Annotated in this window: 20 protein-coding genes; 7 read left to right on the plus strand and 13 right to left on the minus strand. The window is 27.0% G+C overall.

Going from position 1 to position 18,182, the window contains the following annotated elements; translation table 11 throughout:
* Positions 1-150 precede the first annotated feature (150 nt).
* Genes FBF02_RS08750 through FBF02_RS08760 form a run of 3 tightly spaced genes read left to right on the plus strand, consistent with a single transcriptional unit; the run spans position 151 to position 1,483 of the window.
* Positions 151-474 (plus strand): hypothetical protein, encoded by a 324-nt coding sequence (locus FBF02_RS08750; RefSeq protein ID WP_002809052.1) that lies wholly within the window; start codon positions 151-153, stop codon positions 472-474.
* Positions 465-872, plus strand: coding sequence for a VapD family protein (gene vapD / locus FBF02_RS08755; protein ID WP_002801138.1), 408 nt, complete (start codon positions 465-467; stop codon positions 870-872). Before FBF02_RS08750 ends, vapD begins: the two co-directional genes overlap by 10 nt.
* Positions 869-1,483: a recombinase family protein gene (locus FBF02_RS08760; protein WP_002803413.1), complete on the plus strand. Its 615-nt coding sequence runs from the start codon at positions 869-871 to the stop codon at positions 1,481-1,483. The genes vapD and FBF02_RS08760 overlap by 4 nt, the downstream gene beginning before the upstream one ends.
* 120 nt (positions 1,484-1,603) lie before the next feature.
* Here the strand turns inward: FBF02_RS08760 and FBF02_RS08765 are convergent, their stop codons facing one another.
* Genes FBF02_RS08765 through FBF02_RS08775 form a run of 3 tightly spaced genes read right to left on the minus strand, consistent with a single transcriptional unit; the run spans position 1,604 to position 3,815 of the window.
* Positions 1,604-3,397 (minus strand): AAA family ATPase, encoded by a 1,794-nt coding sequence (locus tag FBF02_RS08765; RefSeq protein WP_002935007.1) that lies wholly within the window; start codon positions 3,395-3,397, stop codon positions 1,604-1,606.
* A gap of 3 nt (positions 3,398-3,400) precedes the next feature.
* Positions 3,401-3,604, minus strand: a complete 204-nt coding sequence (locus FBF02_RS08770) for a type II toxin-antitoxin system HicA family toxin (RefSeq protein ID WP_002790340.1) — start codon at positions 3,602-3,604, stop codon at positions 3,401-3,403.
* Positions 3,597-3,815 carry a type II toxin-antitoxin system HicB family antitoxin gene (locus FBF02_RS08775; protein WP_002801148.1) on the minus strand — a complete coding sequence of 73 codons (219 nt, stop codon included), beginning with the start codon at positions 3,813-3,815 and terminating at the stop codon, positions 3,597-3,599. The genes FBF02_RS08770 and FBF02_RS08775 overlap by 8 nt, the downstream gene beginning before the upstream one ends.
* A 491-nt stretch (positions 3,816-4,306) precedes the next feature.
* Here FBF02_RS08775 and FBF02_RS08780 point away from each other — a divergent pair, with 491 nt between their 5' ends.
* A complete protein-coding gene (locus tag FBF02_RS08780) occupies positions 4,307-4,582 on the plus strand; it encodes a hypothetical protein (protein WP_014517324.1) in 276 nt (91 codons plus the stop codon).
* A gap of 94 nt (positions 4,583-4,676) precedes the next feature.
* On the opposite strand, the gene FBF02_RS08785 is transcribed toward FBF02_RS08780, so the two are convergent.
* The 4 genes from FBF02_RS08785 to FBF02_RS08800 form a co-directional block, all read right to left on the minus strand.
* On the minus strand, positions 4,677-4,955 hold the full coding sequence (locus FBF02_RS08785; RefSeq protein ID WP_043012953.1) for an EexN family lipoprotein: 279 nt from the start codon (positions 4,953-4,955) through the stop codon (positions 4,677-4,679).
* 117 nt (positions 4,956-5,072) lie between these two features.
* The gene (locus FBF02_RS08790; protein WP_158191622.1) at positions 5,073-6,299 is read right to left on the minus strand and encodes a DUF5710 domain-containing protein; all 1,227 of its coding nucleotides are present in this window, start codon (positions 6,297-6,299) and stop codon (positions 5,073-5,075) included.
* Positions 6,300-6,319: 20 nt separating this feature from the next.
* Positions 6,320-6,931, minus strand: coding sequence for an NTPase (locus FBF02_RS08795; protein WP_168940584.1), 612 nt, complete (start codon positions 6,929-6,931; stop codon positions 6,320-6,322).
* Positions 6,932-6,958: 27 nt separating this feature from the next.
* Positions 6,959-7,240 carry a hypothetical protein gene (locus FBF02_RS08800; protein WP_002779778.1) on the minus strand — a complete coding sequence of 94 codons (282 nt, stop codon included), beginning with the start codon at positions 7,238-7,240 and terminating at the stop codon, positions 6,959-6,961.
* A gap of 193 nt (positions 7,241-7,433) precedes the next feature.
* Between FBF02_RS08800 and FBF02_RS08805 the strand changes: the two genes are divergently transcribed.
* Genes FBF02_RS08805 through FBF02_RS08815 form a run of 3 tightly spaced genes read left to right on the plus strand, consistent with a single transcriptional unit; the run spans position 7,434 to position 10,103 of the window.
* A complete protein-coding gene (locus FBF02_RS08805; protein WP_032581268.1) occupies positions 7,434-7,985 on the plus strand; it encodes a hypothetical protein in 552 nt (183 codons plus the stop codon).
* Entirely contained in the window at positions 7,985-9,373 is a 1,389-nt protein-coding gene (mobP1, locus tag FBF02_RS08810) for a MobP1 family relaxase (RefSeq protein WP_085783210.1), read from the plus strand. Before FBF02_RS08805 ends, mobP1 begins: the two co-directional genes overlap by 1 nt.
* A gap of 22 nt (positions 9,374-9,395) precedes the next feature.
* Positions 9,396-10,103, plus strand: a complete 708-nt coding sequence (locus tag FBF02_RS08815) for a hypothetical protein (protein WP_052862159.1) — start codon at positions 9,396-9,398, stop codon at positions 10,101-10,103.
* A gap of 17 nt (positions 10,104-10,120) precedes the next feature.
* Here FBF02_RS08815 and FBF02_RS08820 read toward each other — a convergent pair whose 3' ends face one another.
* From FBF02_RS08820 to FBF02_RS08845, 6 genes are all read right to left on the minus strand, one after another.
* Positions 10,121-15,919 carry an SNF2-related protein gene (locus tag FBF02_RS08820; protein WP_168940585.1) on the minus strand — a complete coding sequence of 1,933 codons (5,799 nt, stop codon included), beginning with the start codon at positions 15,917-15,919 and terminating at the stop codon, positions 10,121-10,123.
* A gap of 46 nt (positions 15,920-15,965) precedes the next feature.
* Positions 15,966-16,232, minus strand: a complete 267-nt coding sequence (locus FBF02_RS08825) for a hypothetical protein (protein ID WP_002934570.1) — start codon at positions 16,230-16,232, stop codon at positions 15,966-15,968.
* Positions 16,233-16,238: 6 nt separating this feature from the next.
* Positions 16,239-16,796 carry a hypothetical protein gene (locus tag FBF02_RS08830; protein WP_002934569.1) on the minus strand — a complete coding sequence of 186 codons (558 nt, stop codon included), beginning with the start codon at positions 16,794-16,796 and terminating at the stop codon, positions 16,239-16,241.
* A 59-nt stretch (positions 16,797-16,855) separates the two neighbouring features.
* Positions 16,856-17,122, minus strand: a complete 267-nt coding sequence (locus FBF02_RS08835) for a hypothetical protein (protein WP_002779704.1) — start codon at positions 17,120-17,122, stop codon at positions 16,856-16,858.
* 4 nt (positions 17,123-17,126) lie between these two features.
* Positions 17,127-17,678, minus strand: a complete 552-nt coding sequence (locus tag FBF02_RS08840) for a hypothetical protein (RefSeq protein WP_168940586.1) — start codon at positions 17,676-17,678, stop codon at positions 17,127-17,129.
* Positions 17,679-17,959: 281 nt separating this feature from the next.
* Positions 17,960-18,133: a cysteine-rich KTR domain-containing protein gene (locus FBF02_RS08845; protein ID WP_002779755.1), complete on the minus strand. Its 174-nt coding sequence runs from the start codon at positions 18,131-18,133 to the stop codon at positions 17,960-17,962.
* Between the last annotated feature and the right edge of the window lie 49 nt (positions 18,134-18,182).

Below are 18,182 nucleotides of genomic sequence, written 5' to 3' on the forward strand. Positions count from 1 at the left end.
AATTGTTCGTTAAATTTTAGTTTTATTATTAGTTAAAAAAATAATTTAATTTTTGTTTTGTAATTAGATTAATATTATTCAAAAGCTTTTATTTAAGTATTAGCTATTTTTTACTAGAATTTGTTAGGTTTTTGATGAAAGGATAAAAAAATGGCATACCCACTTTTAGGTACAAGAATAGTATTAGATGAAGAAAAGATTTTAAAAGAAGGCAAATATAATTTAGAAGATATGTATAAAATGATAGATGAATATGCTAAAGAATCAGGAATGATAAAAATTAATAAAGAAACTTATCATTGTAAAGGGGATAAGTATGATTTAGGTTGTATGACTTTATTTATATATAAATATTTGATTGATTCTGAATGGTTTACAAAAAATGCAAAAGAATGGATTTGGATTAGTGAAAAAGAAGGAAATAGCGATTTGATTTCTGCAAGTAAAGCCGAAGGAGAAGGAATTTGGGAATAAATCGCAAAGCAATTAATTTTGATTTATCTACAAAAAGTCTTGAAAAATATTTTAAAGACACAAGAGAACCCTATTCTTTGATTAAAAAATTTATGCTCGAAAATGGTTTTGAGCATAGACAATATTCAGGTTATACTTCAAAAGAACCAATAGATGAAAGACGAGTTGCTAGAATAGTTACTAAACTTGCTAAAAAATTTACTTGGTTTGGCGAATGTGTTAAAGAATTTGATATTACTGAAATAGGAGAGCAATACAGCTTAAAAGATACTATACAAAATCTATGTATCAAAGAAATTAATAAACAAGCTGGTTACAATAAGGATTTTCATGGCAAATTTAAAGAATTTACTCAAAAAACACCAAAAAATCAAAAGTTAAAAGATTTAGAACGATGAATATAGCATATATTAGAGTATCAACAAATAAACAAGAATTAGATTCTCAAAAGTTAGAAATTATGGAATATTGTCATAAAAACAATATCATTTTAGATGAAATTTTAGAAGTAAAAATAAGCTCTACAAAATCTCAAGAAAAACGAAAAATCAAGGATTTAAAACAAAGATTACAATCAGGCGATTTATTAATAGCGACAGAACTTTCAAGACTTGGTAGAAGTATGCTAGAAATAATTAATTTGGTTCTTGAATTTAATGCAAATAATATTAATTTTCTATTTTTAAGACAAAGAGAACTCAGCAATTTTAACAATCCTTCTTCAAAACTCATTCTGTCAATTTATGCTTACTTGGCGGAAAATGAAAGGGATCTGATCAGCCAAAGAACAAAAGCAGGACTTGAAAATGCTAAGGCTAGTGGTAAAAAACTAGGACGCCCGAAAGGGTCATTAAATAGTATTTATGATAAGGATATAGATAAAATACAAACTTTGCTTGATAAAGATTTATCTATCAGAAGCATTTGGAAATTATTTTATAAAGATAGTGGAAAAACTTACGATGGGCTATTATGGTTTATTAAAAAACGAAAATTAAAACAAAAATAAATTTTTTATTTAAGTGAAATATAAAAAATTTTGTAATAAAATTTAACGAACAATTAATCAAATGCAAAGAAGTATTTTAATTATATAAAATTAAGTTTAATATTCCAAAATCACATATCATCAACCAAATAAGGACTTTTGTAAAAGAAATTTATTGTCTTTGGTGTTTAGTTGATTCATTGGATCATCACGCTTAATATATCTTTTTACCTTATTATTGCTTTGATAGATGAAAAATAAATCATTTTCATTTTTATACTTATTATGAAAAAATTCATCATCATAATCAGCAAATTCTACGCCTTTGCCATAGATATTGATACCAAACTCTATAAGTTTGTCTTTTAATTTAATGATTTCTTTTTTTTGTCTTGAAATGATAGAATTTTCTTTATAAAATTTATATGCCTTAATCTCGCAAAACTCACTATAACTAAGAATTTTTTTATCAGGGAAACTTGTTAAAAATCTAATCAAATCTTGTGCGACTAAAGAATTTAAATTAATAAGAATCTTTGATAAATCATCATCATAAGAAAGAGTGGATTCTGTTTCGAGTTTTTTAATATATTCCCTACGAACTGTTAGCACGAATACAGATACAATTGTTCCATTTTCTTTTGTGATACGCTCTACAGAGTCAAACATTAAAATGCCTTTATCTCTTTGAGTGATTGTTTTTTTATCTTTATCTTCTACATTTTGAGTGAAAGCCAAATCATATGCAAAACGAGAGATTTCTGTAAATTTTTGTTTTAACCAAGAATAATTATTAGAATTTTTATTAAGATATTGTTTTAAGAATTTATAGGGCTCTAATCTTACTTCCATATCCCAAAAATTTTCTTGATATTTTTTAATAACACTTGTATCCACATTTTTTTTGATATATAAAAATAAAGCATCTAAAATATTCCTATGAGTTTGCGTAAGCAAAGAGTTCTTTAAACTTATGGCATATGATGAGCCATTCGCACCTGTCATTTTAAAATCTATTTTATTATCATTTTCTTTAAATACTTTATAAAAATTAGTGTCTGTAAGCTTTCGTGAGCTTAAATAAAAAACACCTCTATTTTCATTCATTGTTACATAGCCTTTTGCTAATTCATTAACACTTACAGCAGAAATATCTTTTTTATTGATAATCTCCAAAGTATTAGAATCAATGCTGTTAGCCCTAAGATTTACAATTGAAGGCTCATCAATACTAGAATTTTGCAATACTTTAATCGTTTTTTGAAATTCTCCAGCATTGATATTATTATTATCCTTTAGCACCTCAAGCAAGCGATAGGTGGTAGAATTTTTATCTTCTCCCTTTTCGAACGAAAGTTTATAAACAAGTCTAGGAGCATTGATAATAACAGAGCTACCCATAAGACTTTCGCCTTTTTTGTCTAAGTGATGAAGTAATAAGATAGCTTGATTATTTGATTTTGCTATATCTGTTAGAATATTAAAGAAATTTTGCACATCGTTTTGATTGTTTTGATCTTTAAAACCTAATGTTGAGAAAAATGCACTAAAGGTATCAAGAACAATTAAATCACAATCTGCTAACTCATTAAGCTCTTCTTTTAAACAATTTATAGGTTCTTTATTGATTTTTGGGAGTTCATTTGAAAATTCAAGTTCCGCAGTATTAAAAGAATAAAAACTTTCAATATTTTTTATGCGTTCTAAAATCGCTTTATTTTTATCTTCTACGCTCCAAAAAAAAGGTTTTAAGCCATCATTAATAGCATTAGCACATACCTTTAAAGCTAAAAAAGACTTGCCTACTTCACTATTGCCACTTAATACAGCTACAGAACCCCTTTCTAATTTAATCGTATCTTCGCAGATTATAGAAACATCTTCATCGCTAAAAAGTCCGAGTGTAATAGTTTCAATAGTATTTCTTTTTGGCATTTTTTAATCCTTTGCTACTTCTATGATCTCAAATAGTTGTTTTATGATTTTAGGGTGCAATATTTCTCCACTATGGTGAGGAATAACCATTCTATAAAGTCCTTTTTTATAGATTCTATGGCTGCCTTTTTGCCTATCAATCGAAAAATCATTTTGCAATAAAAGCTTTTCCGCTTCTTTTGCAGTCATTCTAGGCAATTCAGGCATTTGCTAAAACCATTGGAATAATTGAAGTTGTCTTATTTTCAATAATTCTTTTTTCTTCATTTGCAAGACTTTCTAAATAAAGCTCTCCTGCTTCTTTTATATTGACTAAAGCTTCTTCATAAGTATTTCCCTGCGAAACACAACCTTCAAGCTCTAAAATGCGTGCAAAATATCCATCCTGATCTTTTTCAATAATAATATTTAATAGCATCTTGATTCCTTCTATTAAAAGATGATAAGATTGACTTAAATGTAACAAATATTTTAATCTTCGAAATAAATTATATCAAAGTATCACATCTATGTCAATAGGCAGCAATTTTAGAATTTTTTCAAATAAGATTGACTTAAATGTAATATACACTTACATTAAAGTCAACAAAAATTGCTAAATGCTCCTCTTATTTTCAAATAAAATTGACTTAAATGTAATAATTTTTGACTTAAATGTAATAATTTTTGACATTTTTACGAAAATAACATATGGAAAATAGGGACTTTAAAAAAACAATTGACTTAAATGTAATGACTTCTAAATTCTTAAATTTATTAAATTCTATAATATTAAATAAGGTAAATCAAAAATTAAAATTTTTGAACTTTTATTTTAAAAAACTCCAAATAGAAAGTGTTGCTGATAGAAATGGAAATTATGATATAATGTTTTAATAGAAAATAAGCATGGGAAGCAGAGGTGAAAGAATGTGTAAAATTATTAAATATTTAGATTATGCTAGACTTAACACCCTAGAAAAGCTGTATTTCGATTTAACAATTATGTTAATTGTAACTTTTTTAAGTTTTTTATTTCTTGTTTTTGAATTTTTCATTTATGAAAATATTGCTGTTTTCTTTCAAGATTGTTTTTTAATGTCTGTGATTTTTATCATTGGAATGATAGGTTTATTTCATATTTGTAAAGGTTTGAGAAAATACAAAGAGATTTTAAAAAGTAATAAAAGAGAAGAGTTCATTTAAATATTAAGGCATTATTTTAAAAGAATAAGAGCCCTAATATTTAATATTTTTTACTTTTGTTTTTTGAAAAAGAATCAGAACTAAAATTTATTTGTTATTTCTTTTTTAAATATTTTGCAGCTTCTTCATCAGAAATGGCTTCATTATGAAAATTTTGTAACGACTTAGAGTATCTTGCCTTGTAAGCATTTGCACATTCTGTATCAGTTTTCGCAGAATTAGCATTTTTATCGCATTCTTTGATTTTAGCTTCTAATTCTGTAGCATTTTTTGGATCTTCGTAATATTGCACTGTTTTTGGCTCTGAAGAGCAAGCAGAAAAGACACCAGTAATAACTGCACCCAATAAAGCTAGTTTGATTGTATTTTTCATTTTTAATCCTTTTTTTGTATATTTATAGTAATTATAATATACTATTATTAACTAATAATATATAAAAAATATTTTTTATATATTATTATATATTATAATTACAAAGAGTAACTATTATTATCTAGTTATCTCTTTTTCAGGTTGTGTTTTTTCCATAGATTTAAAAGCTTTAAGCTTGTTATGAAAATCAATAAAATTTAATTGTTTTTTGACTTCATCAAGTCCTTTGTTTAAGAAGATATCATTAAAATCACTCACGCCTTGTCCTGCTTCTTGATCGCTGATTTTTGGAATAATAACTTTAATATCTGAAAATCTTTGCTGAATTTCTTTTGCAGTTTCCACGCCGACATTAGAAAGACCTTTCAATTCTCTTTTTTTATCATTATCTGCTATTAAAGTTATAGGAGTATTTTCAAATTTGTTTTTTAGGGTTTCAACAATTTTCGATAAATTTCCAGCATCAACACCCATTATCACAGGCTTATTAAGTGCCTTGTATATAGTTGCAGCAGTAGCAAAGCCTTCTGTTATGATAAATTCTTTGCAATGTTCCAAGCTTTTTGCACCTATTATATGAAAGCAACCTTGTTTTTTTGCAAGATATTCTACGCCTTGATCTTTTTCTTCTTGAGTTTTAATGACTCCTATGATCTTATCTCCATTTGGAAATATTCTTTGCACAGACCATAATTTTCCATTCTCGTCTTTTAAAGGAATAAGCAAAGAACCCATTTTATCCTGTTTAAGATAAAAGTTTTCATCAAAGCCTTTTTTCTTTAAATAAGCGTGATTAGAATTAGCCCATTTTGCATTATTATACTCATCTTCAAGTTTTAAAGCGGTTTTTTCTTGCAAAGTTAAAATCTCTTTTTCTCTAAGCTCTTGATCTTTTTTTATTTGCTCATGTAATTTTTGAGAATTTTTTATATTATTGCTTTGATTTTTTTCTATGGGCATTTTCCAATTTTCTTTAATGCCTGTTTTAAAATTTTGCATAAACCCTGCAGGATAATCGTCTAAAAAACCGCTATAGGCACCGCTTAATTCTCTACCTTTATCATTAGTAGTTTTTACTCTATGAATTTTACCATCCATGATAGGTAAGCCTTCAATAATTAAACCTTGATTTTCTAAAGCAGATTTAAAAGCTGTTAAGACTTCATTTTCATCAAATGAAAATTCTTTTTTTTGGTGTGGATAAAGCCATTGTGAGAAAATATTTTTATCTAAGGTTTTTGGAGCAAACCATTTTTTTTCTTTATCATCCCACATTGCCCCTAATGATTTTGCTTTTTCTTTGTCTTTAAATGGAACATAAAGATAAATTCTTTTTTGTGGCATTGCATATCCTTTTGATTTCTTTATCTTGATCGAGAATATGTTTTTTCATTGCTGATTTCTTTATTTGGTAAAATTTTATTTAGTTTTTTTTTGAAAAATTCATTCATTTTTTCTTTAAAAAATGATTTTTTATTAATTTGTTTTTTTTCAAATTTTTCTCTAGTTTCTGAATAAGAATTTGCAAATTCTGATATCATTACTCCTATATCTTTATTAGCTACTTCAGATAAATTTTTTAAAGCCTTAAAAGTTCCATCTAGCATTTCATCATATACTTTTGGTTTATAAGTTCCAAGTTGATTATTGAGATCTTTTTTTATTTCAGGATTTATATTTTCTTTAGATATTTTAGAACTACCAATATTAATTAAATGTTCGATACCTTTTTCAAAATTTTTATCACCAAGTCTTATATTTAATGGTATTTTTTCTTTATCAGTAATAATATCAAATTTAATATATTGATTTGAAAAATCTTTTTTTAATAAACTTTCTGCAATATCAAAAGTTTTTATTGTATTAAAAAATTTATTTACATCTTCACCTTCATAAGTTCCCTCTTGTATAGCTTCTTTATATTGCTCATTAAGTTCGCTTACATTTGTAACTTTTATCTTGTAATCTTTTTCCATTTTTATTCTCCTATGATAAGTTTTGTTTTATTGTTTTTTTGCAGTATCTATTTTATCGTTTCTATGATTAAAATCATATAAGTTATTTATTTTATCTAAGATATTTTTAGTATTTTTACAATCAAACTTTTCTACCAATAAATTAAATTCATTTTTAAAATCTTCATTTATTTCAAAATCTTTAAATAGTGCCGATGAAAGTTTTTTATATATACGCTCTTTATTTTCTTTTTCTTTTTGGCGTAATTTTTTTAATTTTTCATCATACTCACGCTTTAATTCTTCTATCAATTTGCTTTCTTTAAGCATAACATCTCCTTTATAATATTTATGTAAATGTATTATCGCAAAGTAGTCTTAATGTTTTATAAAGCTTAATAATGTAGAATAGCGATTAATTGAAATAATTTAATGATTGCAGGATAGCCTTTTATTTCCTAAAAAGTTACCTTTTTAAAAAATAAAAGGCAAAAACTCTGCGAGGCTCATTAAGGAAGTGCAAATGAATAAAAACAATAATTGCGTCATAAAAGTTAGCAAAGATGATAAAATAATTTTAGAATATATAAAATCAGAAACAAATGCATCATATAGTAAAATAATATCTATTTTATTAAAAAAGTTTAATTCTTGTGATACAGATGAGAAGAATAAAATCAATGATGAAATATCTAAAAATAAATTTTATGCAAGTGATGAAAATAAAATAATCAAACTAAAACTTACAGAAAATGAAGTAAATATTTTAAAAGAAATTTCTAAAAATACAGGATTTTCAAGTATTACAAAACAAGCAAAATTTTTGCTATTAAACTCCATAAAAAATGAAAAACTTTTTACTAATATAGAAATAGATGAGTTTATAAAAACAAGAACAGAAATCAATGCAATAGGTAAAAATATATATCAATTATTGAAGATTCTTAGAAGTGGAAATTCTGTCAAAATAAATGAAAATAATTTAAATAAAACTATGGATAATATTAGAGATAAAATTGATATATTATCCGATCAGCTTGGGGCTATAATAGAAAAAAATAATGAAAGAATTTAATGTCGCGTAGTATAAGAATATTTGATGATGAAATAATTGCTAAAAAAGTTTTTACTAAAATAGAAAATGCTTCAAAGCTACCACTAAATTACATCAATAAAAATAGAGATAAATACACAAAAGATATAAAAACAGGTAAGCTTATTAGTAAAAATATGTTTAGAAAAAATACAGAAGTCGTTGTAAAAATTACTTCAGGTTCTAAAAATTCTCAAGCACTTTCAAAACATCTTGATTATATTTCTCGTGATGGAAATGTAGAATTAATCACAAACGATTTTGATAGATATGCGGGAGAAGATGAGATTTTAGAAGTTAAAAGAATTTTCAAAAATGAAGGAGCTCCTATTCCATTATATAAGGAAGGTGCTAAAGAAAAAAGACATACTATTAATATGGTTTTTTCTATGAAAGAACACTCTACAACACCAAAAGAAAAATTACAACAAGCTGTAATTACTACTTTAAAAAGAATGTATCCAAATAATTTTTTTGTAGTTGCTTTTCATAATGATACTGATAATCCGCATTGCCATGTTTGCTTGAAAGTTGCGGATAAAAATGGCAAAAGAATTAATCCAAAAAAAGCAGATTTAGCAAATTTAAGAGCAGAATTTGCAAAAGCATTAAATGAGTTAGGAGTTGAAGCAAAGGCTACAAATAAAAAGCAAAGAGAAGTAGAAATAAATCAAGAATTTTCAGTTAAATTAAATACAAATAATGAGATTAATCAAGCACCAAAAATAAAAATGCATTATTATCAAGTTATGGATTTCGGAGAAGCAAACTATCAATTTAGCACAGATAAAAATGCCAAAAAAAGTTATTATGTGAGTTATAAAACCAAAAAAGGAATAACTACAATTTGGGGACAAGATTTAGAAAGGGTTGTAAGAGAAAATAAAGTTTTAAGGGGTGAATATGCAAGATTTAAAATAGTAGGGCAAGAAGAATATGAGATAAAAAGAAAGGCAAAAATTAATAACAAGTGGCAAGAAATTGTTAAAACACTTAAAAAACCTATTTGGGAAGTATCAGTAATAGGTAGAGAGAAAGATTTAAAACAGATCAACAAAGCCAAAACAACAAAAAAATATAAAATTATACAAGATAAAGGAGTGAATAATGAGAGAGATTATACAAAACAATATAGACAGAGAGTCTTACAAGAGCTCGGTAATAAATCAACTATCCGAAGAGAAACTGCCCAAGAAAGAAACTCTATGCGAATATTGTCCAAACAGCCTATGGTTCATAACACAAAACGAACTCAAATGCTTTTGCACATCAATGCACTCAATCAGTTACAGCAAGGAGAGCGAGGACGATCCGATAATATCTTGCGATGGACAAGTGCTAGGAATAATGAGATTGAAAGAGATGGATAATTTATAAAAGAAGGAATAAAATATGAAACAAGAAGTTTATACTAGCAAATTTTATATTTGCAAGAAAAATGAAAAAGAAGCTTGTTTTAAATTAGATTTTGAAATAAAAGCATTTGAAGAAAATCAAAAATTTTATTATGTTGAAATATATGCAATTATAGACTATCAATATTTGAAAAATGAATCAGGTGTTTTTAAAAATGATGATAAAAGAAATTTTTGGAAGTTGAAATATAGTAATTATTGGAGCTTTAGTTCTTGTGTAGAGATTGATCATAATTATAAATCTCTAGGCATAGGAACATTTGTGATAAATAAAATATTAGAAATCGCTTTAAGTTATGTTCCAGAGGCAGAATTTCATGATATATTGAGTAAAGGAAATGATGAAAACGAAGAGAGTTGTAAGAATCGTATAAGAAGGGATAAGTTGTATAAAAATTTAGGTTTCATATTTAATGAAAATAATACAGGTTTTAGTATAGATAGGATCAGTGATTTAAAAATAAGAAAAGATTTTGATTATATTCAAGAAGTTCGTATTTTTGATATGTGTAATCAATTAGCAAATTTAAAATATCTAAAAGAAGGTGATGATAAGTTATTAAAAATTTATAAAGAAGATTGCTATAAAGAAAAAAGCAAGAATAATATCCTTCGTGCAATAGTTAAGCTTGTGTCTTTTGTTTCGATAGCATTGGCTGTTTGGATTGTTTATTTATTAAAGTAAAAGGCAATTGCCTTTTACTAATTAATTTTAATATCATATTCTTTTTGAATATTATTGTTTTTATTTAAATCTTCTAAAATCTTTGCAGATTTTGGCACAAAATCACTTTTGTAGTTTTTTTGCTTACTCATTTTTTCTATTTCATCCATAACAATGCGATTATCTTCTCTTAATGCTTCTAAATAATCCTTTCTTTTGTATTTTGGAGTGTTATCCCCTGTAATGCTTTTTAGCTCCACAATTTCTTTTTCAAGATTTTCTATCTTATTTTTATTGAGTTGAGTAAATTTTTCTAAGTCATTATAAAAATTGTTTAATCTCTTTACAAAACCACCAAAATTTACATAACTTTCCAATTTAAAAAAGGTTTTTTCATCTCTTTTATAAATCAAATTTTCAGGCTCCATTATTGTTTTACCATCAGTAGTACTCACATAAAAATTAAGAGTGTTTAAATCTGTTCTTTCTCCACTTATAAGCAGTCCTTTAAACTCTAAAATCTTATATTCTTTTTGATAGTCATCAGCTATTGTTTTAACAATCTTTTCAAAATTTCTTTCAAGTTCTGCTTGTCTGCTTTTGTTTAGATCACTCGTATCATTTTTAAAGACAATGAAATCTTTTTCATCATCATTAATGTAATACTTTCCTTGAAAATGCTCACTATTATTTTCTTTAATGATTGAATTTAAAATTTCCATTTTAGCTATATCTTTTTTTAGTAGTTCAATCTTTGAAAGATTAGTTATAAGACTTTCTTCATTATTGTGTATTTGTCTTTTATAACCACTATAAAGCATTTCTTCTTGTCTTAGATCACTATTTAATTGCACCTGTAGTAAAATGAGTGGATTGCCTGTTGCTTCTGCTTTCATTTCTGCAGCATCAGCTGCACCACTTGTAACATCTTCTAAGGTTCTTACATCAGCACCAGCTTTTCTAAATTGTTCTATGGATCTTGCTTTGCTTTCAATGACTTGCCACATTCTAGCATCATAGGTTCTTTCAGTTGCATATCTAAACTCTTTTACTCTAAAGTTTTGTGGATCTCTCATAAAGAGTTCATTGCCTTGTCTTATTACCCTACCACTTCTTTGCTCTAAATCACTAGGACGCCAAGGACAATCTAAATGGTGCAAGGCTACAATTCTTTTTTGCACATTTGTTCCAGCACCCATTTTTTGCGTTGATCCAATTAAAATTCTAGCCTTTCCTGAGTTCATATCTGCAAAAAGCTGTCCTTTTTGTAAGTCTGTTTTTGCATCGTGAATGAAACGAATTTCATTTTGTGGAATACCTTTTGCGACAAGTTTTTTTAAGATATCAGTATATACATCAAATTTTGCTTGTTCTGCTAAGAGTTCATCAAGGCTTTTGCTATTCTCTTCTTCTGTTTGTTCTATTGTTTCATTAATATTGACAAATTCTTCTTTATTTAAATTTGGTGTAGCAATATTGCCATTTAGAGCAACTTTTTGTGAGTGTTGTTTTGGAGTGGATAAATCACAAAATATTAATTGTGTGCCTTTATCATCATTCCAAGCATTATACTCATTAAAAACATTTTCAATAAGCTTATTAATTTTAGAATTTGCATAATCATCACAATGTGGATTAATAAGTCTAAAATCAAGTCCAGCTTTTCTAGCATCTGTGGTACAAGCAAGTAAGTTATTTCTAGTAATATCATCTTGTTGATGCTCCATTCTCCACACAATAGAGCCTTCATTCCATCTTCCATTTTCATCTTGAATGCCTATAAATTCTGCTATTTCTTCACTTCTAGGAGCAACGATATTAATAGGTTTGTCATTGTAAAGCTTTGGCACGAAATCTTTTTGATATTTCATAATATCATTATTTGTTACAATATCAGCCACACTTTTATACATGGTAGAAAGTTCAGGAACATTTTTGAATTTGTTAAATCTTGCAACGATTTTATAATTTATTCCAGAACTATCAAGCTCCCAAGCGTTTGTAACTTCTCCAAAAGTAGAAGCCCAAGAATCAAAAGCTTGTATCCCTTTTTCTTTTAAGATATTTGGTTGTATGTATCTTTGCAAAGTATAAAGCTCTGTAATTGAATTGCTTATAGGCGTTCCTGTTAAAAAATAGAGTTTTTTATTTTGCTCGTGAATATATTGTGTTTTAGAATAAAGATCATAGGCTTTTTGTGAGCCTTTTAAATTGCCAAGACCACTTATATCACCCATTGAAGTTGTAATGAGTAAATTTTTAAACTCGTGTGCTTCATCAATAATTAATGCATCAATTCCTAATTCTGAAAAATCTATTGCTTTAGATTTTTTATGTGTAGTTTGCAAATCACTCAATTTCACCTTAAAATTTTCAATGCGTTTTTCTAAGTCTTTTACAGAATATCGCATAACATTATCATCGTTTTGTTTTTTTTCTAATGTTTGTTCTAAGATATTAATATCTTCTTCATATTGTTTTTTGATAACTTCATAAGGTGCGGGGATTAATTTAAATTGCGAGTGTGTCATAATGATGGCATCAAAATTATTTGTTGTAATTTTGGAAAAAAACTTTTCTCTATTATCTTTTTTTAAATCATCATTTGTAGCAACTAAAATGTTTGCATTTGTATAGGCGTGATAAAACTCATCATTCCATTGTCTTGCTAAATGATTAGGGACTACAATTAAGGGTTTATTTAAAAGCCCCATTCTTTTTTGCTCCATCACAGAGCAAATTGCCACTAAAGTTTTTCCAGCACCTACTTGATGATCAAAAATAATACTATTTTCTTGAATAGCCCTATATATAGCATTTTTTTGGTGTTTTTTGAGTTTGATATTAGCATTGAAATTTGGAAGTTCTAAATGCTCTCCATTGTATAGTGGTTCTATATTTGTATTAAACCTTTCATTATAGATATTTTCCAAATCTGTGCGTCTATCATAGTCTTTATAAATCCATTCTATAAATTCATTTTTTAAATTTTCTAATTTAGAATTAGCGATTGCAGTTTCTTTAGGATTTAATTCTCTGATTTCTTTTCCTGATGGATCTAGTTTTTTATCATAAATGCGAATAGGCTTTCTTAATAATCCATGCTCAAATAAATCAAAACAACCTATTTTCTCGGTAGCATATTGTGATCTGATGTAAGGACTTAAAGAATGACCAAAACCTTTAAGACTCCATTCGCCTGTTTTTTCCATTAAAAATAAATCATAATCTTTAGGAGTAATTTGTAAGGTTTCTTCTATAAATTGTTTGTAATATTTTATAGGTATCCATGTTGTCCCTAAGCTTATTGAAATATCAACCGCTTTTAAATCTTTAGGCAAGACTTGTTCTAAGCTTTCTAAATTATTAACAAATTCATTAAAGCCATCTTCTACTAATTTTTTTACTTCTTTATGCTTTGCTTTAACATTGCCAGAAAGATATTTTTCAGCCAAAACATAATTTGCAGGATTTTTGTGATCTTTAAAGATTAATTTATCTTGCTCTAAAGATTTAAGGGTTTCTTCTAAAGGCTGATTTAAATTCGTTTCTAAAAATTTTAAATCAATTCTCCCATATTCATTGATACTAGCAATTAATGCTTCTTTTGGAGTCGAGATTTTAATTTCTTTTTGTGCATTTATAGTTCTTTTGAAAAAAATATCTGCTTTTGTTGCACTTGGTGCAATAGGATCTATACCTTCTTTTAAAGCTACACTTTTTGAAATACCACTGCTATAATTTTTTTCTAGTGCTAAAATTTTGTTTGCTTCTACATCTTCTCTAAAGGCTTTTTTATTTGCATCTCTATTTAAATATCCTTCTTTGGCTACAAATTCATCATAAAGCTTGTTTAGATATTTTCTTTGATTTTCTACTAAAAGATCGCTAGATTCATTTTTTTCATATTCAATAAGAGTATTAAATTGATCTCTAAGAGCAATGAGTTTTTTAATCCTTCTTGTATCGTGTTCATTTAAAACAGGTTTTGAAAAGACTAACTCATCATCGCTTCTGATTTTCATGTAGATTTCATTATTGTATTCAAAATAATTTCCATCTTTTAACTTACTTAGAGTTTTGCTATATTTTTCGTATTCAGGCGATTCTCTATCAATCCTGTAATAAGATAGCTTGATTTTTGTTTCTTGATATTTATAAATGTTTTTAGGTAAGGTTTTTGTAAAATTTTCTAAAGCGATTTTTAAATCTCTTCCATCATCCAAGCATTCTAAACTATAACCATATTGAGAGCTTTTAATATTCATTTTTCCTAAGATATTTTGTGGATTATTTTTAAAATACTCATTTATTCTAAAGTCATTAAAAACATCAGGGTGCATACCTCTTTTTTCAGCTTCATCAAAACGATCGTCATAGTATTCTACGCTTTCTAGCCAAGATTTATCTATATTTAAATCTTTACCTTTTTTAAAAAAGATAATATCGGTAGTAACTTCTGTATTAGCTCGTTTTTTAAAAGCATTATTTGGCAATCTTACAGCACCTAAAAATGTTGCTTGTTCGGCTATAAAATTTCTTATTGTGCTATTTTTAGAATCTAAAAAATAACTTGATACTACAAAAGCAGCAATTCCATCTTCTTTTAAATTTTTAATTGCATTACCAATAAAATAATTATGCACACTCGTTTTATTAAGTGTAGTATCATTTAAATCTAAAATCTTTTTTTGACCAAAAGGCGGATTACCTATAAAAGCATCGTATGGCTTATCAAATAAATGGTGCTGAAATGCTTTATTATAAATTGTTTGATTTGGGTGCAAATGCTTTAATATATTTGCACTTATAGTATCAAGCTCTACGCAAGTAAAATGATATTTATCGCTATAATTTTTTGCATAAGACAAAAAAGAGCCTATACCTGCACTTGGCTCAAATATTTCTTTGGTGTGATCATCATTATTAAATCCTAGCTGATTAAGCCCTTGATAAATTGTATCGATAATAATTTTTGGAGTGTAAAAAGCATCTAAAGTTGAAGTTTTTGCCTTTTCATATTCTGCATAATCAAGTGTGCTAATAAGTTCTTTAAATTCTTTTTCCCATTCTTTATTCTGATGATCAAAAGCTTGAGGAATACCGCCCCATCCTGAAAATTTATTTAGAATTTCTTGTTCTTGTTTGGTAGCGTAGCGATTTTCTTGTTCAATAGTTTTTGAAAGTTTAATGGCTTGGAGGTTTTTTTGAAATCTATCTTTTAAAGAACCTAGATAGATTTCATCATCGCTTACAAAATCTAATTTTTGTCCAGATTTGAGGCTTCTTCTTTCATATCCATCATTTCTTGTTGCAGTTTCCAATACTGATTGTTGATTGTTTCTTCTTGTATCTGTTCCTTGTCTTTCATCATCATTTCTTGAAATAAAGGAGAATAAATTTGGGGTTCTATTGCTATGTATTGATTGAGATTTATTTGCTCTTCTGCTAGTATCTCCATATCTGTTAGCCCCTGTTCTCTCTTCTTGTCTGCTTCTTTGCTCTCCAAGACTGCTAATTCCATTTGTGTTTGTGGCAATGCTAGTGTCATTAGATCTGACATTCCTAGATTCTTGATTGTGTTCGGATAAAACTCTGCCCATCTCTCTAGTATTATCAAGCTGTATTGCGGAATTTTCTTGTCTATCCACGCTTGGTGTATTTGATGAAATGCTAGTTCGTTCAATATTATCTGTAACTTCTCTATGTTCGGATAATTCTCTATTTTGTTGCTCATTTTCTTCTCCTTGTGAAAATTCTAATTCGATTAGATCAAATAAACTTCGACCACCATAATCTTTTTCATCTTCAATTTGTCTTTTTGTTTTTTTACTCATTTATATCCTTGTAATTTTTGTTTTTTGCAAGGATATTTTAACATTTTTAACTATTAATATTTAAAGATCGTGCCTCTTTTAAGATTAATTTTCTTATATAAGTGCCATATTCACTTACTAAATCTAAATCCATTAATTTTTTCAAAATTTCCATTTCTTGTTCATTAAGTCTGCAAACTACTAAATTGTCTCTTCTTAGTTTTTGATCTATAGTTTTTCTCCCAGCTGATTTTTTATCAGCTTTACTATATGTTTTTTGAGAGCTTGTTTCAGAGTTTAAAGCTTCTGCTATTGTAAATGGTTTTTTTTCCATTATTATTTATCCTTTTCTAATAAAATCTAAAAGTCTTTGATATTCATTGAAAAAGTTTGTATAACTTAATCTTGAAAGATTGTTTTCATTGTAAAGTTCAGTAAAAGAAGCTCCACTACTCATAGAATTTTCAATTATCTTTGAAAATTTAAAGAAAAAGAGATTTAAATCTGTAAAATTGCTTTCAAGAGTTTCACAAATTTGCCTTTTCTCTTTCTCATCTCTATAATCTGTAACCAAGATACAAACTCTATCATCATTACCTATTTCATTTAAAGTTTCCAATGTTCTAAGTAAAGAATTGTAATTACTCGTGCAAGGAATAATAATCTTATTACTTTCTTTAATAATATCTAATACCCCTTTTTCTACAAATCCACCAAAATCATAAACGCAATTATCTATTTTTTTTGGAGTTGGTAAAATTTTTGCTTTTTCAGGATAAATCTTTTCTATAATAGAATTGTCATTGCTTTGTAAAAAATATTCCAAATCTTTAGCAATTGAAAAAGCAAAAGGAGTCTTTCCAACACCACCTTTTTTATTTATAACAGATATTATCATTAAAAAAACCTTTTTTATATTTTTGTATAATATTATATACTAATATTTATTAATAAGAACTAAAAATAAATATTAGTTATTTTCGATTTAATATTTTCATAAACATCTTTTTCAATTTCTCTATCTTCTTTATGGTTAATTGCAACTTTATACCATTCTTTGTAGCATTTTTCACAATAACAGCTATATAAAACACAAATCATATATCCATCATTGCTTAATCTTCTATTACAACTATCGCAAATGCCATAACCTCCAATTTTTAAAATTTCTTGTTTATTTAGTCTTAAGATTTTAAATTCTTTATTATTATCCATCTCTAGCATTTTATTACTCTCCTATCTTTTTCAAGATTAGCTCTTGATTTGTTTTTAAAATATTTCTTCTCTCTTTCTGCATTTCTTCTAATTCTTTTGCTATTTTCTTTTTAAAAAGATTAATGTAATATTTTTTGATTTTATCTATGAGTTCCTCATTAATTCTGCCTTTTTCATAATAAGAATTACATTTTAACAAAGCAAAAGTTTTGTATTCTAAAACATTAATTCCATCATAGTATTCCTGAAGCTTTAAAAGATCATCTTCTAATTCTTTTCTCAAAGAGTTGTTAAGTTTACTGATAAAATTATCATCATAATCCACTTCTTTTGCACACTTTTTTTCACCAATTAAATGAATAGTTAGCAAAAACCCGTTCACTAGAAAAAAACTAGATACAAAATAAGCATAGTAATTTTCTTCTTCTATAAAATAGGATAAAAATAGTGCAATAGCGATAGTTGAAAACAAGGCAAAAATTAACATAAGGATATTAACAACACGATTTATTCTCAAAAACAAAATTTTATCCACAATCTTTTTTGACAAATTTACTACTCTCATTTATCCTCCTTTAATATTTCTTTGCAACCTTCCTCATTACATCTTAACTCAAAAAAGGTATCGTTTTCTTTGTTTTGCAAAACAACTTCAATGTGTTTATCGCCATAAACAGCCATTATTTAAGTCTTTAAGGTCGTGCTTACTCAGAGGGTAATTTAGGGTATAACAAAATAACCCACCCGAATATCGTTTTTTTTATTTGGTGAGTTTGTTCTTTCAAATACGAAACAAAAAGAGCCGATGATTCGTGAATTGTTCCACAATTTCATCGGCTCTGCGTCTTAAGCGTCTGGCTCTTTGATGACAGTTATCTTCAAGTTGTCAACTTTAATCAATCTTTCTTGTCTGCATTTTGGACAATAAAGGGGATAATTCTCCAAAACAGTGTCCTTCCTAATTTTATTACGGGTTTTGCTCCCACAAACAGGACACAATATCCATTCGCATTTCATCATAATTAGTCTCTAATCCTTTCAAATCTCATTTTATATGACTTTTGCAAGC

It is taken from the genome of Campylobacter sp. CFSAN093226 (assembly GCF_012897595.1).
In the GTDB taxonomy this organism is placed as follows: Bacteria; Campylobacterota; Campylobacteria; order Campylobacterales; family Campylobacteraceae; genus Campylobacter_D; species Campylobacter_D jejuni.

Bases quoted from the DNA above. Each gene is read 5' to 3' on its own strand.
- FBF02_RS08780 (WP_014517324.1), top strand. From the start codon at position 4,307: ATGTGTAAAATTATTAAATATTTAGATTATGCTAGACTTAACACCCTA.
- FBF02_RS08830 (WP_002934569.1), bottom strand. From the start codon at position 16,796: ATGATAATATCTGTTATAAATAAAAAAGGTGGTGTTGGAAAGACTCCT.
- FBF02_RS08840 (WP_168940586.1), bottom strand. From the start codon at position 17,678: ATGAGAGTAGTAAATTTGTCAAAAAAGATTGTGGATAAAATTTTGTTT.
- FBF02_RS08835 (WP_002779704.1), bottom strand. From the start codon at position 17,122: ATGCTAGAGATGGATAATAATAAAGAATTTAAAATCTTAAGACTAAAT.
- FBF02_RS08795 (WP_168940584.1), bottom strand. From the start codon at position 6,931: ATGGAAAAAGATTACAAGATAAAAGTTACAAATGTAAGCGAACTTAAT.
- FBF02_RS08820 (WP_168940585.1), bottom strand. From the start codon at position 15,919: ATGAGTAAAAAAACAAAAAGACAAATTGAAGATGAAAAAGATTATGGT.
- FBF02_RS08770 (WP_002790340.1), bottom strand. From the start codon at position 3,604: ATGCCTGAATTGCCTAGAATGACTGCAAAAGAAGCGGAAAAGCTTTTA.
- FBF02_RS08815 (WP_052862159.1), top strand. From the start codon at position 9,396: ATGAAACAAGAAGTTTATACTAGCAAATTTTATATTTGCAAGAAAAAT.
- FBF02_RS08800 (WP_002779778.1), bottom strand. From the start codon at position 7,240: ATGCTTAAAGAAAGCAAATTGATAGAAGAATTAAAGCGTGAGTATGAT.
- FBF02_RS08805 (WP_032581268.1), top strand. From the start codon at position 7,434: ATGAATAAAAACAATAATTGCGTCATAAAAGTTAGCAAAGATGATAAA.
- FBF02_RS08785 (WP_043012953.1), bottom strand. From the start codon at position 4,955: ATGAAAAATACAATCAAACTAGCTTTATTGGGTGCAGTTATTACTGGT.
- FBF02_RS08845 (WP_002779755.1), bottom strand. From the start codon at position 18,133: ATGATGAAATGCGAATGGATATTGTGTCCTGTTTGTGGGAGCAAAACC.
- FBF02_RS08825 (WP_002934570.1), bottom strand. From the start codon at position 16,232: ATGGAAAAAAAACCATTTACAATAGCAGAAGCTTTAAACTCTGAAACA.
- mobP1 (WP_085783210.1), top strand. From the start codon at position 7,985: ATGTCGCGTAGTATAAGAATATTTGATGATGAAATAATTGCTAAAAAA.
- FBF02_RS08750 (WP_002809052.1), top strand. From the start codon at position 151: ATGGCATACCCACTTTTAGGTACAAGAATAGTATTAGATGAAGAAAAG.
- FBF02_RS08765 (WP_002935007.1), bottom strand. From the start codon at position 3,397: ATGCCAAAAAGAAATACTATTGAAACTATTACACTCGGACTTTTTAGC.
- FBF02_RS08790 (WP_158191622.1), bottom strand. From the start codon at position 6,299: ATGCCACAAAAAAGAATTTATCTTTATGTTCCATTTAAAGACAAAGAA.
- FBF02_RS08775 (WP_002801148.1), bottom strand. From the start codon at position 3,815: ATGCTATTAAATATTATTATTGAAAAAGATCAGGATGGATATTTTGCA.
- FBF02_RS08760 (WP_002803413.1), top strand. From the start codon at position 869: ATGAATATAGCATATATTAGAGTATCAACAAATAAACAAGAATTAGAT.